Consider the following 14,882-nt stretch of genomic DNA (forward strand, 5'->3'; position numbering starts at 1 on the left):
CATGACTGATCGACACGACGCGGCCAGGGCAGCCATGGAGGCTGCCCTGGCCGCGACGGGTGGGTCCTCGGTCGCGGCGGCGAGGTCGCGACCCGAGGCGTGGCAGCCGATCCCCGGCGACCCCGAGGCCGACCTGCAGACGCGCGACGGTGAGCCGGACGCCTACGACGTGGCACGCCAGATCGTGCTGCGCCAGCTGGCCCTGTCACCCAAGAGCCGCCAGCAGCTGCGCGACAAGCTGCGCACCCGCAACTGCCCCGACGACGTCGCCGAGGCCGTGCTCGACCGGATGACCGACGTGGGGCTGGTCGACGACGAGGCCTACGCCGGGATGCTGGTCCGCTCCCAGCAGGCCGGTCGGGGGCTGGCCAAGCGGGCGCTGGCGCGCGAGCTGCGCACCAAGGGCGTGGACGACGAGACGGCCAAGGCGACCCTCGACCAGATCGACCCCGAGGCCGAGCGCGACCGGGCCGCCCAGCTCGTCGCCAAGAAGCTGCGGTCCATGCACGGGCTGGAGCCGCTGGTGCAGAAGCGACGGCTGGCCGGCATGCTGGCGCGCAAGGGTTACCCGGCCGAGCTGTCGATGGCCGTGATCCGCGAGGCCATCCACGCCGCCCCCGAGCACCAACGCGACTGAGACACGTACCCTTGGCGATGCCATGACGACGCACGCCACCGCGCCCCAGAGCGCTGCCAAGACCTACGACGTCCGCACCCACGGGTGCCAGATGAACGTGCACGACTCCGAGCGCCTCGCCGGGCTGCTCGAGACGGCCGGGTACGTCGACGTCAACAGCCTGCCCTCGGGCGCCCGCCCGGAGGCGGCCGATGTCGTGGTCTTCAACACCTGCGCGGTGCGGGAGAACGCCGACAACAAGCTCTACGGCAACCTCGGCCAGCTGCGCCCGGCCAAGACGCGGAACCCCGACATGCAGATCGCCGTGGGCGGCTGCATGGCCCAGAAGGACCGCGCGACGATCGTGCAGCGGGCACCCTGGGTGGACGTCGTCTTCGGCACCAACAACATCGGCAGCCTGCCCGCCCTGCTCGACCGAGCCCGCCACAACCGGCGCGCCGAGGTCGAGATCCTGGAGAGCCTCGAGGTCTTCCCGAGCACGCTGCCGACCCGACGTGACTCGGCCTACGCCGGCTGGGTGTCGATCTCGGTGGGCTGCAACAACACCTGCACGTTCTGCATCGTGCCGAGCCTGCGCGGCAAGGAGGCCGACCGACGCCCCGGTGACGTGCTGGCCGAGGTCGAGGCGCTCGTGCAGCAGGGAGTCGTCGAGGTGACCCTGCTCGGCCAGAACGTCAACACCTACGGCGTCGAGTTCGGTGACCGCCTGGCGTTCGGCAAGCTGCTGCGGGCCTGTGGCGACATCGACGGGCTGGAGCGGGTGCGCTTCACCAGCCCGCACCCGGCCGCCTTCACCGACGACGTCATCGCCGCCATGGCCGAGACGCCCAACGTCATGCCGAGCCTGCACATGCCGCTGCAGTCGGGCTCCGACCGGGTGCTCAAGGCGATGCGGCGGTCCTACCGCAGTGACAAGTTCCTCGGGATCATCGACCGCGTCCGCGAGCAGATCCCAGACGCCGCGATCACCACCGACATCATCGTCGGGTTCCCGGGCGAGACCGAGGCCGACTTCGCGGAGACCTTGCGGGTGGTCCGCGCGTCGCGCTTCGCCAGCGCCTTCACCTTCCAGTACTCCATCCGCGCGGGCACGCCCGCCGCGACGATGCCCGACCAGCTGCCGAAGGCCGTCGTGCAGGAGCGGTACGAACGCCTGCTCGCTGCCCAGGAGGAGATCTCCTGGGCCGAGAACCGCACCGTCGAAGGTCGTGACGTCGAGGTGCTGGTGGCCACCGGCGAGGGCCGCAAGGACACCGAGACCCACCGCCTGTCGGGACGGGCGCGGGACAACCGGCTGGTCCACTTCGCGGTGCCCGACGGAGCCGAGCGCCCGCGACCGGGTGACCTGGTGACGGTCGGGGTCACCTACGGCGCCCCGCACCACCTGGTGGCCGACGCGGCCCTCGGTGGAGGCACCTACGCGGTGCGTCGCACCTCGGGCGGCGACGCGTGGGCAGCGCTGCAGGACGCACCGGTCCCCGGCAAGCCGGCGGTGGCGCTGGGCATGCCGGGGGTGGGGCGACCGGTGGCACCGCCAGCCACGTCGTGCGGGTGAACCAGGCTGCGGGTGATCTGAAAGACTCCCGCGCATGACAGTTCGCCCCATCGTCATCACCGGGGAGCCCGTGCTCCACCGTCGCGCCGAACCGGTGGAGAAGTTCGACGACGACCTGCGCGGCCTGGTCACGGACATGTTCGAGACCATGGACGCTGCCCACGGTGTGGGCCTGGCCGCGCCCCAGATCGGCGTCGGGCTGCGGGTCTTCACCTGGCAGATGGACAACGACGACGGGGTGCCCGCGCGCGGAGTCATCGTCAACCCCTACGTCACCGCGACGAAGCCGTCGGTCGACGAGCCCGACCCGCACGACGAGGCCGAGGGCTGCCTGTCGGTGCCGGGCGAGAGCTTCCCGCTCAAGCGTGGTGACCGGGCCACCGTCACGGGGTTCGACGTCGACGGCGGCGAGCTGTCGTTCGAGGCGAGCGGCTGGTTCGCCCGGTGCATGCAGCACGAGTACGACCACCTCAACGGCTTCCTCTACGTCGACCGGCTCAACGACCGGTGGGGCAAGAAGGCCCGCAAGGCGGTCAAGAACCAGGGCTGGGGCAAGCCCGGCTTCTCGTGGCTCCCGGGCGTGGACCCCGACCCGTTCGGCCACGACGACGACCACGACCACGAGCACGACCTCTGAACCGGTGACCTCCCACCCATGAGGACGCCACTGGTCGTCGGCGTCGTCGGTCCCACCGCCACGGGAAAGTCCGATCTCGCGCTCGACCTCGCCGAGGCCCTCGGCGGGGAGGTCGTCGGCGCCGATGCCAGCCAGCTCTACCGGGGCATGGACATCGGCACCGCCAAGGTGCCGCCGGCCGAGCGGCGCGGCATACCGCACCACCAGCTGGACGTGATCGACGTCGTGGCGGAGGCCAGCGTGGCCGCCTACCAGGTGGCGGCGCGCGCGGACCTCGCGGCCATCCAGGGGCGGGGGCGCCACCCGATCCTGGCGGGGGGCTCGGGGCTCTACGTCCGGGCGGCGCTCGACGTGCTCGAGATCCCGCCGACCGATCCCGAGGTCCGGTCCCGGCTGGAGCGCGAGGCCGAGGAGGTCGGTCCCGCTGTGCTGGGCACGCGACTGCGCGACCTCGACCCTGCCGCCGCGGCGGCGATCGAGCCCGGCAACACGCGCCGCATCGTCCGCGCGCTCGAGGTCATCGAGCTGACCGGCCGGCCCTTCTCGGCCACCATGCCGACCCGCACCTCCCTGCAGCCGACCGTGGTGCTGGGGCTGCGGATGCCGCGCGCGGTGCTCGACGAGAGGGTGGCCACGCGGGTGCGACGCATGTGGGCGCAAGGGCTGCTCGACGAGGTGCGGCACCTGGAGACGCTGGGGCTGCGGAGGGGTCGGACGGCGTCGAGGGCACTGGGCTACGCGCAGGCGCTCGCCGAGCTCGACGGCACGATGACGACCGAGCAGGCCCAGGACGAGACCACCGCACTGACCCGCCGGCTGGTCCGTCGCCAGGAGTCCTGGTTCAACCCGGACCCCCGCATCACCTGGCTCGACGCCCTCGCCCCGAACCTGGCGGAGCAGGCGGTGGAGGTGGTGCAGGCTGCCATCAGCGACAATGGTGCGCATGGCTGACCAGACCGCCTTCACCAAGGGCCACGGCACCGAGAACGACTTCGTCCTCGTGCCGGACCTCGAGGGCGTCCGCGACCTCTCGGCTCAGCAGGTGGCGCTGCTCGCCGACCGGCGAGCTGGCATCGGCGGCGACGGCGTGATCCGGGTCGTCCCGACGGCGCTCGCCACCGAGCCCGGCGTGCTCGCCCAGGCAGCCGGCGCGCGCTGGTTCATGGACTACCACAACGCCGACGGCAGCGTCGCCGAGATGTGCGGCAACGGCACGCGGGTCTTCGCGACCTACCTGCGGCGCGAGGGCCTGGAGACCGCCGACGAGTTCGCCATCGCGACGCGGGCCGGCACCAAGCTGGTGCGGTTCGAGTCACCGGAGCTGATCGCGGTCAACCTCGGTCCATGGCGCCTCGCCCAGCAGGCCATCGCCGACGAGGAGGGCTTCGACGCGCTGGTCCACCTCGAGCGCCACGAACCGCTCTCGGCGTTGACCCTCGACCTGGGCAACCCGCACACCGTCGTGGCCCTGCCTGAGGCCGTCGACCTCGACTCCCTCGACCTGCACCTGCCCCCGGTCGTGAACCCACTGCCGGAGTACGGCACGAACGTCGAGTTCGTCCGGCCGATGGGGGCCGGCCACGTCCGCATGCGCGTGCACGAGCGGGGGGTGGGGGAGACCCGCTCCTGTGGGACCGGTGCGGCTGCCGCCGCACTGGCCACGCGGTTCTGGGCCGGTGACGTCACGGACACGTGGACCGTCGACGTGCCGGGCGGGCGACTGCGGGTGCGCGCGCTGCCCGGCCAGGAGGTCGAGCTGGCCGGTCCGGCCGTCCTCGTCGCCGACGGCACCACCGACCTGGTCTAGCTGGCGGAGCGACGCACCTCGAGGATCCGGAAACCCTTGTCCGAGGTGAACCGGGACACCGCATACGTGGCGGGGTCGAGCTGCTCACCCAGCCAGCGTTGCAGCGAGTCGGAGCCGAGGTTCTTCTGCACCACGAGGTGCGCGACGCCGCCCGGCGCCAGCCGGGGGAGCCAGGTGAGCATCAGCTCGTGCAGCACCGCCTTGCCGACCCGGATCGGTGGGTTCGACCAGATGGCGTCGAACCGCACGTCCTCGGGTATGCCGTCCGGCTGGCTCGCGTGCAGCCGGTCGAGTCCCAGCGACGCCGCCGTGCTGCGGAGCAGGTCGAGCGCCCGCTCGTTGACGTCCACGGCATACACGGTGGCCTCCGGGGACCGGAGCGCGAGGGTGAGGGCGATCGGGCCCCAGCCGCAGCCGAGGTCGAGGAGGGTGCCCGACGCGGGTGGTGCGGGGGCGTGCCGCAGCAGCACCGCCGTGCCCTGGTCGACGCCGCCGGGGCTGAAGATGCCGGCTGCCGAGCGCACCTCGACGGTCCGTCCAGCGAGGCGCACGGTGATCGTGCGCTGCTGGGCGGGGCTGGCCGGCTCGGCCGTGAAGTAGTGGTCCTGCGTGCTCATCGGGGCCAACGGTAGACGGAGCGGACGTGGTGAGTCGCAGTGGTCGATGCTCCAGGTGTGCCTCGTGTGGTGGTCGTGGACTAAAAGTGGTCGCCGCGGTGGTTGAAAGGGTGAGATTCTTGAGGGGACATGACACTGAAGCGATCAGACATCTTTGACCTGAAGGCCACCGCCTTGGCGAGCGAGGACGAGTTCCTCCCCCGCGACGGGGCCGGCTACGACGGCGACCAGTACGACCGCGAGGACCGCGCTGCCCTGCGCCGGGTCGCGGGGTTGTCCACCGAGCTCGAGGACATCACCGAGGTCGAGTACCGCCAGCTGCGCCTCGAGCGCGTGGTGCTCGCCGCGGTCTGGACCGAGGGCACGGCCGAGGACGCCGACAACTCCATGCGCGAGCTCGCCGCCCTGGCCGAGACCGCGGGCTCCACCGTGCTCGCCGGCCTGGTCCAGCGCCGGGCCAAGCCCGACACGGGCACCTACCTGGGGTCCGGCAAGGCGGTCGAGCTGCGCGACATCGTCATCGCGGAGGGCGCCGACACCGTCATCTGCGACACCGAGCTCACGCCCAGCCAGCGCCGCGCGCTCGAGGACGTCGTCAAGGTCAAGGTGATCGACCGCACCGCCCTGATCCTCGACATCTTCGCCCAGCACGCGAAGTCCAAGGAGGGCAAGGCGCAGGTCGAGCTGGCCCAGCTCCAGTACCTCCTGCCGCGCCTTCGTGGCTGGGGTGAGTCGATGTCCCGGCAGGCCGGTGGCCAAGCCGCAGGTGGCCAGGGAATGGGCTCGCGTGGTCCGGGTGAGACCAAGATCGAGCTGGACCGTCGGCGGATCAACACCCGGATGGCCAAGCTCCGCCGCGAGATCAAGGAGATGAAGACGAGCCGGGACACCCGTCGGCTCTCCCGCAAGGCCAACGAGGTGCCGAGCGTCGCGATCGCCGGCTACACCAACGCCGGCAAGTCGTCGCTGCTCAACCGGCTCACCGGCGCCGGCGTGCTCGTCGAGAACCAGCTGTTCGCCACCCTGGACCCCACCGTGCGCCGTGCCGAGACCGAGGACGGCCGCCTCTACACGCTGGCCGACACCGTCGGGTTCGTGCGCCAGCTCCCGACCCAGCTGGTCGAGGCCTTCCGCTCGACCCTGGAGGAGGTGGGCGACGCCGACCTGCTGCTGCACGTCGTCGACGGTTCGCACCCCGACCCCGAGGGCCAGATCAGCGCCGTGCGGGCCGTGCTCGCCGATGTCGACGCCGCCTCGGTGCGCGAGGTCATCGTCGTCAACAAGGCCGATGCCGCGGACCCCGAGGTGCTCGACCGGATCCAGCGGCACGAGAAGCACTCGATCGTGGTCTCGGCCCGCACCGGCGCCGGGATCGAGGAGCTGCGGACCCTGATCGCCGAGGAGCTGCCGCGTCCCACCATCGACGTCGAGGTGCTGGTGCCCTACGACCGTGGCGACCTCGTCAGCCGGTTGCACCAGGAGGCCGAGGTGCTCTCCAGCGAGCACACCGGCACTGGCACGCTGGTGAAGGCCCGGGTGCACGCCGACCTGGCCGGTGAGCTCGCGGCCTTTGCCGCCTAGCCTGCCCGACCCGGTGGAGATCCGGCTCGGCGGGCTCGAGACGCCGCAGGTTGCCGCCCTCCTCACGGAGCACCTGGCGGACATGCGGCGCTACTCACCGCCCGACAGCGTGCACGCCCTCGACCTCGACCGCCTGCGGACGCCCGACCTGACCTTCTGGAGCCTCTGGGACGGCGCCGAGGTGCTCGGCTGCGCCGCGCTGCGGGAGCTCGACCCTTCCCACGGGGAGCTCAAGTCGATGCGTACCGCAGCGGCCCATCGCCGGCGCGGGGTCGCCGCCGCGCTCCTCGACCACGTGGTGACCGAGGCGCGCCGGCGCGGCTACGCCCGGCTGAGCCTCGAGACCGGCTCACCGGCCGAGCTCGCCCCCGCGCGCACGATGTATGCCGCGTACGGCTTCACGACGTGCGGGCCGTTCGGTCCGTACCTCGACGACGAGTTCAGCGTCTTCATGACCCTTGACCTGACCGCGCAGCAGCCCGAGCCGCTGTCTACGCTCGAGCCATGACGATCGGACTCACCGGTGTGACCGGCCACGTGGGACGTCGGGTCCGCGAGCTGCTCCCCGACACCGGTCAGCCCTTGGTGCTGCTGGCGAGGACCCCGTCGAAGGTCACCGCCGGTCCGCGCGACGAGGTGCGGCCGTGCGACTTCGCCGACCCCGAGGGTGCTGCCCGCGCGCTGGCCGGGGTCGACACGCTGCTCATGGTCTCGGCGTCCGAGGCGGCCGATCGCCTCGAGCAGCACCGGTCCTTCGTCGCAGCTGCGGCGCGGGCCGGGGTGCGGCACATCGTCTACACCTCGTTCCAGGGCGCTGCCCCCGACTGCACCTTCACCCTGGGTCGGGACCACTGGGCCACCGAGCAGGCGATCCGCGAGGCGGGGCTGGGCTTCACGTTCCTGCGCGACAGCTTCTACGCCGACTTCCTGCCGCTGATGGCCCAGGACGGCGTGATCCGCGGTCCCGCCGGTGATGGACGGGTGGCTGCCGTGGCCCGCGCCGACGTCGCGGCGGTGGCCGCCGTGGTGCTGGCCGATCCCCCCGCGCACGCCGGCGCGGCATACGACCTCACCGGACCCGAGGCCCTCACGCTGGCCGAGGCGGCGGCGGTCATCACGGAGGTGACCGGCACCCCCACGCGCTTCCTCGACGAGACGCTGGCGGAGGCGTACGCCTCACGGGCGTCCTACGGTGCGCCCGACTGGCAGGTCGACGCGTGGGTGTCCACCTACACCGCCATCGCCGCGGGGGAGGTCGCCGCTGTCTCGGACGCCGTGCCGCGGCTCACCGGTCGGCCGGCCGCCAGCCTGCGTGACCTGCTCACCGAGGACTGAGCCGGCTCAGCCGGGCAGCCGGTAGACCGACACGTGCGACGGCGAGTCCGCGGTGAACGGGGAGCGGTCCCAGTCCGCGTACCTGCCCTCGAGCGTGAAGCCGGCGAGCTGGGCCATCAGGTCGAGCTCGGCCGGCCAGACGTAGCGGTGCGGGCTGACCCCGTGCGAGGCCTCCCGCCCCCGTCCGAACCGGAAGTGGTGTGAGACCACCTGCTGGTGCAGCACGTCGTAGGTGTCGAGACCGACGTAGCCGTCCTCGCTGGCGAACACGGCAGCCGGTGACCCCGGTGGGAGGGAGCGCAGCTGCGGCACCCAGAGCTCGATGACGAACCGGCCTCCGGGACGCAGGTGACGCGCCGCGTTGCGGAAGCACTCGACCTGGCCGGACTGCTCCAGGATGTTGGAGATCGTGTTGAACACGAGGAACACCAGGGAGAACTCGCCGGGCACCCGCGTCGTCGTCATGTCGCCCTCGACGACGGGCAGGTGCGGTGCCTTCTCGCGCAGCCGGTCGAGCATCGGCCGCGATAGCTCGATCCCGCTGACCGGCACCCCGCGCTCGGACAGGGGGATGCTGACCCGGCCGGTGCCGGCGGCCAGCTCCAGGGCAGCACCGTCCTCGGCCAGCTCGGCGAGCAGGTCGACGATGGGCCCCAGCACGTCGGGGGCGAACATGCCCTCGCCCGGGGTGTCGTACTCCGCGGCGGCGGTCTCGTCCCAGATCTCGTCCTGGTGCATGGTCCGACCGTGGCACGTCGTCAGAGGCGGCGCATCCCCGTGGTCAGCACCACCGGCTCGCCCGCCTCGTCGGAGGCGTCGAGGTCGACCACTGCCTCGATCACCCAGTCGTGGTCGCCGTCGGGGTCGTGCAGGGTCTGGCGCACTTCCCAGAGGCGGTGGTCGCGGTCAGGCTCGGTGGCGCCGGGCGGAGGGCCGTTGACGGCGCTCACCGCGAGCAGCTGCGGGCCGCGGGCATCGGAGTCGGTGGCGATGCTGTCGTGGTCTGCGTAGTAGGCGCCGAGGGCCTCGTCCCAGGCTGCCTCGTCGACGAGGACCGCACGCGGGGGCTCGGGAAGGGCCGCGTTCGCGGCGTCGAGCTGGGCCAGGTCGCCGAACCGGTCCCGGGCGGCCAGCTCCACCCTCCGGAACATCGCGTTGCGCACCATGACGCGGAAGGCCCGCTCGTTGGCCGTGATCGGGCGGGCCGGGCGGGTGCCCCCGTGCTCGTGCAGGCCCTCCAGCTCCTCGAGGCGCTCGTTGGCGTCGGGGTCGGACAGCGCCTCCCACTCGTCGAGCAGGGAGGAGTCGGTCTGGCGCACGGTCTCGCCGAGCCACTCGAAGAGGTCGTCGAACTGCTCGCTGCGGTGAGCGGCCGGCACCGTCTGGCGCAAGGTCCGGTAGGCGTCGGTCAGGTAGCGCAGGACGAGGCCCTCCGACCGGGCCAGCTGGTAGGCGGAGACGAACTCGGTGAACGTCATCGCCCGCTCGTACATGTCACGGACGACGGACTTGGGGGAGAGGGCGGACTCGGACACCCAGGGGTGGCTCTGCCGGAAGATCTCGAAGGTCGCCTCGAGCAGGTCGGCCAGGGGCCGCGGCCAGGTGACCTCCTCGAGCAGGGCCATCCGCTCGTCGTACTCCACGCCGTCGGCCTTCATCTCGGCGACGGCCTCGCCCTTGGCCTTGAACTGCTGGGCCATCAGGACCTGGCGGGGGTCGTCGAGGATGGCCTCGATGACCGACACGACGTCGAGGGCGTGGGTGGGCGACTCGGGGTCGAGGACGTCGAAGGCCGCGAGGGCGAGGGGGGCGAGTGGTTGGTTGAGGGCGAAGTCGTCCTGCAACCCACCCCGGACCTCGATGGTCCGGCCGTTCGGCGCGGGCGGTGAGATCCGTTGCAGGACACCGGTGTCCAGCATGCTCTTGCCGAGGGTGATGGCCCGACGCGACAGCCGCGCCTGGTTGCGCGGGGTCTCGTGGTTGTCGCGCAGGAGGTGGCTCAGCGCGCGCACCGGGTCGCCGGGCCGTTGCACCACGTTGAGGATCATCGAGTGGTCCACCCGCATCCGCGAGACCAGCGGCTCCGGGTCGGCCGCGACCAGCTTGTCGTAGGTCTGCTCGGTCCAGGAGACCTCGCCGTCGGCGGGCTTGCGGCGCTGGACCTTCTTGAGCTTCTTCGGGTCGTCGCCGGCCTTGGCGATCGCGCGGGCGTTGTCGATGACGTGCTCAGGTGCCTGCACCACGACCGACCCGCTGGTGTCGAAGCCGGCCCGGCCGGCCCGACCCGCGATCTGGTGGAACTCCCGTGCCTTGAGGATCCGCTGACGTGAGCCGTCGAACTTCACCAGCCCGGTGAACAGCACGGTGCGGATCGGCACGTTGATGCCGACGCCCAGGGTGTCGGTGCCGCAGATGACCTTGAGCAGGCCGTCCTGGGCGAGCTGCTCGACCAGCCTGCGGTAGCGCGGGAGCATCCCCGCGTGGTGCACCCCGATGCCCGAGCGGACCAGGGTGGACAGGGTGCGCCCGAAGCCGGCGGTGAACCGGAACCCGCCGATCCGCTCGGCGATCGCGGCCCGGTCGGCCTTGACGGTGCCCTTGAGGGACAGCAGGGCCTGGGCCTGCTCCAGAGCTGCCTGCTGGGTGAAGTGCACGACGTAGACCGGTGACTGGCGGGTCGTGAGCAGCTCCTCGATCGTCTCCGGGAGAGGCGTGAGGACCCAGCTGAAGCTGAGCGGCACCGGCCGCTCGGTGCCCGTCACGAGGGCGGTGCCGCGACCGGTGCGCCGGCTCAGGTCCTCCGAGAGCTCGGTGAGGTCGCCGAGCGTCGCGGACATGAGGATGAACTGCGCCTGCGGGAGCTCGAGCAGCGGGACCTGCCAGGCCCAGCCTCGGTCGGGCTCGGCGTAGAAGTGGAACTCGTCCATGATGACCAGGCCGACGTCGGCGTCCGGGCCCTCGCGCAAGGCGATGTTGGCCAGGATCTCGGCCGTGCAGCAGATGATCGGGGCGTCGGGGTTCACCGAGGCGTCGCCGGTGAGCATCCCGACCTCGGACGCCCCGAAGATCTCGCACAGCGCAAAGAACTTCTCGCTCACGAGGGCCTTGATCGGGGCGGTGTAGAAGCTGACCCGGTCGGTGGCCAGCGCCGCGAGGTGGGCGCCGGTGGCGACCAGCGACTTGCCCGAGCCGGTCGGGGTCGAGAGGACGACGTTCTCGCCGGCCAGGAGCGAGATCAGCGCCTCCTCCTGGTGGGGGTACAGGGGGGTGCCCTGGTCACGCGCCCAGCCCTCGAATGCGGCATACACCTCGTCGGGCCCGGCCCCCTCGGGCAGCAGGGCGTCGAGGGTCAGCGGCGGGGCGGAAGGCATCGCCGGCCATCCTCCCATCCTCAGGGCTACTGGTGAGCCCGACGGGTCGCCCAGCGCGCGAGGTCGATCCGGTTGGCGGTGCCCGTCTTGGTCAGGAGGTGGCTGACGTGCGAGCTGACCGTCTTCTCGCTGAGCACGAGCTCGCGGGCGATCTCGCCGTAGGTGCGCCCGGCCACGATGTGGGCGAGCACCTCACGTTCACGGCCGGTCAGGTGAGCGGCGTCCCCGACGCGGTCGGTGCCCGCCGCCGTCGCCCCCGACACCACGGACGGCAGGACGGGGTCCGCGACGGGGACCCTTGCCGTCCGGGCCAGTGCGGTGACCTGGTCGAGGACGGGCTGTGCCGCCAGCTGCCTGCCGAGCCGGTGGGCCCGGCGCAGTGCGGCAACGGCCTCGGTTCGATGGGTCGTTCCCTGGTCGAAGAGCGCTTCGGCCAGCCGCCAGGAGGCGTAGCACTCCTCCCAGGGCAGGAGGTCGCGCAGGGACTCGGCGGCCCGCACCCAGGCGTCGGCACGGTCGGGGTCGAGGCGGGCCCGGGCGCGTTCCGCGGCGTACAGGGCGTCGAAGGCAGCCAGCTCCCGGTCGTAGAACTCGTCCCCGCCGGCGTCGGCGATCGGATGCGGGAACCGGCGCTCGAGCTCGTCGAGCTCGTCCAGCACCGGCTGGGGGTCCTCGAGCGCGTCGCGGCAGTCCTCGGCCAGGTCGGCGAGGCCACGGGCCGCCAGCGGCATGAGCCACTCGCACTGGGTGGGTGGCACGCCGGGGTTCGAGGTCCCGACGAGAGCGGCGGTGACGCACCCCCTCGCGTCGCCCGCCGCTATCCGGACCATGGCGCGGGTCGCGTCGAACTCGAACGGAAGGAAGGTTGAGGTCTCGCCGAACAGCTCGTCGGCACGGGCCAGATGTCCCTCGGCCTCGCGCACCCGACCCTGGAAGGCGGCCAGCTGTGCAGCGCGGAGGCGGGCGGCGACGTCGACGAGGGCCCCAGGGGTGCGACCGAGCGCGTAACGCAGCAGGCTCTGGCAGGTGCGCCACTCGCCGCGCTGGAGCTGGCCCTGGGCCTCGCCCGTCGCCAGCCACGCGATGTACGGGTGCGGCAGCCCCAGCTCGATGAGCTGCTGCCGGCGGCCTGCCACGCGCGCCGTCCAGCGAGGGTCGGCGTTGCCGCCGACGGAGTTCGCTTCCCACATTGCCGCGTGGCCGAACGCGAAGCCGTCGCCGGACCGCGCGGCGCACGCCACGGCCTCCGCCGCCCAGGTCTCGGCGTCGGCCACGTGGCTGAGGTAGACGGCGTGCATGGCGTTGGCTGCCAACGCGTAGGCCAGCGCACGGGGGTGACCGGCCGTCCTGGCCCGGGTGAGCGCCTCTGCGGCCAGCGCCGGAGCGTCGGGGTCGTCGGCCCAGAGCCCCGCGTGCGCCGACTCGGCCAAGGCGAAGGCGTGCTGCCACGAACCAGGCTCGGCGGCTGACAGCTGCGTCGCCCGCGCGAGCTCGCCACGGTCGAAGAAGCCGAGACCCTTCATGAAGCGCAGGTGCTGGCGGCGGACCACGAGCTCGGCCTCGTCCAGCGGGCCCAGGTCGCCGTCGTCCAGCAGCGCCTCGGTCGCGTCGAGCTCGGTGTCGAGGTCGCCGTCGCGCTCCGCAGCGACGCGCAGCCGCGACCAGAGGTCCGTCGGTGTCTCGGACGGTTGCTGAACCAGCGACCGGACCTCGATCATCCGGCGCAGCATCCTGACCAGGCTCGCCCAGGCCTGCCCGTCCTCGGCGGCGGCCGCGGCACGACAGGCCCAGGTGTAGGCAGCCTCCGCGTCGTCGGCGCGATGGAGGTGGTCCGCCACCAGCACCAGGGAATCGAGGTCTGGCCCGGTGGGGGACAGGCGGCTCTGCAGGGCTTGCGCGTAGCTGGCGTGGAGCCGCTGGCGCTCGGGGTGCGACAGACTCGCCTCGAGTGCCTCCGCCTGCAGCGGGTGGTGGAACCAGTAGCCGTCACCGTCGACGGCCTCGAGCAGGCCCGCGTCGACGCACTCCCGCAGCAGTGGCCCCGGTTCGTCGACGCCGGCCAGCCGAATCGCGTCCTCGAGCGCCTGGCCGCGCGCGACCCTGCCCCCGACGGCGACGACGCGCGACAGCTCGCGTGCTGGTGGCGAGAGCTGGTGCCAGGGCCGCAGCACGGCCGAGACGAGGGTGTCGGGGAGCAGGCCTTCGTCCAGGCACGTCGCGGTCGGGGGCAGACCGGTCACGAGCAGCTCGTTGAGGTACGCATTGCCACCGGTGCGGTCGTGCACCTCACGGACGAGTGTGTCGTGCGGCTCGTCGCCGAGGAGCCCCCGGAGCTGCGCCCGAGTCTCCTCGGGGTCGAGGGGACCCAGGGCGAGCTCGGTGAAGCCCGGCAACCGGCGCACGTCCGACAACCAGCGGGCCAACGGGTGGCCCGGGCCGACCTCGCCGCGCCGCACGGTCATGAGGAGGGCGAGCCGGCGTGCGGGGAGCCCGGCGACCACCCACATGAGCACGTCGAGGGTCGCCTGGTCGGCCCACTGGAGGTCGTCCACCACCAGCGCCACAGGACGCTCCGCGCAGCGTTCGGCCAACCAGCCGTCGAACTCCTCCGCGGGGTCGGTGCCGAGGGATCTCCGCACCACCATGCGCAGGGGCAGGAGGGGGACGTTGAGGGTGGCGAGCGGCAGACAGGTGCCGGTGAGCACGAGGACGTCCTCGGCCCGCGACGCGGCGTGCTGGGCGAGGCGGGTCTTGCCGACGCCTGCGTCGCCCGTGATCAGCACCGCCCGACCGGTGCCGGCGCGCGCTGAGGCCAGGGCGGCGCTCAGCTCGCCCACCTCGTCCACCCTGCCGACGAAGACGTCCCCCGAGGGGATGTCCGACGGTCCCACGGCCCCAGTGTGGCCTCACGACCGGTCTCGACGCACCTCATTTGAGGGGGTTGGGGGCTGCTTCTCAGGGGGTCCTCCCGATGTGGCTCAGGTGCCTCCCGCCGGACCGTGGAGGAGTCAGCAGGGATCACCTCTCGAAGCACCAGGAGCACACCGTGAACGCACACCAGCACCAGCACCGCACCATCACCTCGACCCGGCGCGCCTGGGGCGTCGTCGCCGCTGCCACCCTCGTCGTCGCCGTCAGCGCGTCGCCCGCGGCGGCCCGGCAGGACCCCGGCCAGATCGACACCCCGGCGCCACCGACCACCGCCACCCACTTCTGCCCGCCGGAGCGCGTGGGGACCCAGTTCGTCGCGTGCGACAACCTGACGGGGAACGGTGTCCCGGCACCCCGTTGGGTGCACGAGAGGTGAGATCACGCGGCGGGCCGTGGCTCGGGTGGGGACGG

General features: G+C 72.3%; 13 protein-coding genes. 9 read left to right on the forward strand and 4 right to left on the reverse strand.

From position 1 onward, the window contains the following. Position 1 precedes the first annotated feature (1 nt). Genes ASG95_RS08275 through dapF form a run of 5 tightly spaced genes read left to right on the forward strand, consistent with a single transcriptional unit; the run spans position 2 to position 4,636 of the window. On the forward strand, positions 2 to 637 hold the full coding sequence (locus ASG95_RS08275; RefSeq protein ID WP_235543623.1) for a regulatory protein RecX: 636 nt from the start codon (positions 2 to 4) through the stop codon (positions 635 to 637). Between the two features lie 22 nt (positions 638 to 659). Continuing rightward, on the forward strand, positions 660 to 2,192 hold the full coding sequence (gene miaB, locus ASG95_RS08280; protein WP_057377161.1) for a tRNA (N6-isopentenyl adenosine(37)-C2)-methylthiotransferase MiaB: 1,533 nt from the start codon (positions 660 to 662) through the stop codon (positions 2,190 to 2,192). Positions 2,193 to 2,226: 34 nt separating this feature from the next. Then, positions 2,227 to 2,829: a peptide deformylase gene (gene def / locus ASG95_RS08285; protein ID WP_057377162.1), complete on the forward strand. Its 603-nt coding sequence runs from the start codon at positions 2,227 to 2,229 to the stop codon at positions 2,827 to 2,829. Between the two features lie 18 nt (positions 2,830 to 2,847). Continuing rightward, positions 2,848 to 3,780 (forward strand): tRNA (adenosine(37)-N6)-dimethylallyltransferase MiaA, encoded by a 933-nt coding sequence (gene miaA, locus ASG95_RS08290; RefSeq protein ID WP_057377163.1) that lies wholly within the window; start codon positions 2,848 to 2,850, stop codon positions 3,778 to 3,780. Further along, positions 3,773 to 4,636 carry a diaminopimelate epimerase gene (gene dapF / locus ASG95_RS08295; protein ID WP_057378815.1) on the forward strand — a complete coding sequence of 288 codons (864 nt, stop codon included), beginning with the start codon at positions 3,773 to 3,775 and terminating at the stop codon, positions 4,634 to 4,636. The genes miaA and dapF overlap by 8 nt, the downstream gene beginning before the upstream one ends. Here dapF and ASG95_RS08300 read toward each other — a convergent pair. After that, positions 4,633 to 5,253, reverse strand: coding sequence for a class I SAM-dependent methyltransferase (locus ASG95_RS08300; protein ID WP_057377164.1), 621 nt, complete (start codon positions 5,251 to 5,253; stop codon positions 4,633 to 4,635). The two genes, dapF and ASG95_RS08300, sit on opposite strands and share 4 nt — an antisense overlap. 129 nt (positions 5,254 to 5,382) lie before the next feature. Between ASG95_RS08300 and hflX the strand changes: the two genes are divergently transcribed. The 3 genes from hflX to ASG95_RS08315 are packed head-to-tail and all read left to right on the forward strand — an operon-like array spanning position 5,383 to position 8,169. Further along, positions 5,383 to 6,834 (forward strand): GTPase HflX, encoded by a 1,452-nt coding sequence (hflX, locus tag ASG95_RS08305; protein WP_056923540.1) that lies wholly within the window; start codon positions 5,383 to 5,385, stop codon positions 6,832 to 6,834. A 13-nt stretch (positions 6,835 to 6,847) separates the two neighbouring features. Continuing rightward, positions 6,848 to 7,342 carry a GNAT family N-acetyltransferase gene (locus ASG95_RS08310; protein WP_057377165.1) on the forward strand — a complete coding sequence of 165 codons (495 nt, stop codon included), beginning with the start codon at positions 6,848 to 6,850 and terminating at the stop codon, positions 7,340 to 7,342. Next, complete coding sequence (locus ASG95_RS08315; RefSeq protein ID WP_057377166.1) at positions 7,339 to 8,169, forward strand: NAD(P)H-binding protein; 831 nt, start codon at positions 7,339 to 7,341, stop codon at positions 8,167 to 8,169. Before ASG95_RS08310 ends, ASG95_RS08315 begins: the two co-directional genes overlap by 4 nt. Positions 8,170 to 8,175: 6 nt before the next feature. Here ASG95_RS08315 and ASG95_RS08320 read toward each other — a convergent pair whose 3' ends face one another. The 3 genes from ASG95_RS08320 to ASG95_RS08330 are packed head-to-tail and all read right to left on the reverse strand — an operon-like array spanning position 8,176 to position 14,431. Continuing rightward, entirely contained in the window at positions 8,176 to 8,907 is a 732-nt protein-coding gene (locus ASG95_RS08320; protein WP_057377167.1) for a class I SAM-dependent methyltransferase, read from the reverse strand. Between the two features lie 20 nt (positions 8,908 to 8,927). Further along, positions 8,928 to 11,540 (reverse strand): RNA helicase, encoded by a 2,613-nt coding sequence (locus ASG95_RS08325; protein ID WP_057377168.1) that lies wholly within the window; start codon positions 11,538 to 11,540, stop codon positions 8,928 to 8,930. Positions 11,541 to 11,566: 26 nt separating this feature from the next. After that, the gene (locus tag ASG95_RS08330) at positions 11,567 to 14,431 is read right to left on the reverse strand and encodes a helix-turn-helix transcriptional regulator (RefSeq protein WP_057377169.1); all 2,865 of its coding nucleotides are present in this window, start codon (positions 14,429 to 14,431) and stop codon (positions 11,567 to 11,569) included. A 155-nt stretch (positions 14,432 to 14,586) separates the two neighbouring features. Here ASG95_RS08330 and ASG95_RS08335 point away from each other — a divergent pair, with 155 nt between their 5' ends. Next, the gene (locus ASG95_RS08335) at positions 14,587 to 14,847 is read left to right on the forward strand and encodes a hypothetical protein (protein WP_057377170.1); all 261 of its coding nucleotides are present in this window, start codon (positions 14,587 to 14,589) and stop codon (positions 14,845 to 14,847) included. The last annotated feature ends 35 nt before the right edge of the window (positions 14,848 to 14,882 follow it).

Origin of the sequence: Phycicoccus sp. Soil803 (assembly GCF_001429685.1) — a bacterium.
In the GTDB taxonomy this organism is placed as follows: Bacteria; Actinomycetota; Actinomycetes; order Actinomycetales; family Dermatophilaceae; genus Pedococcus.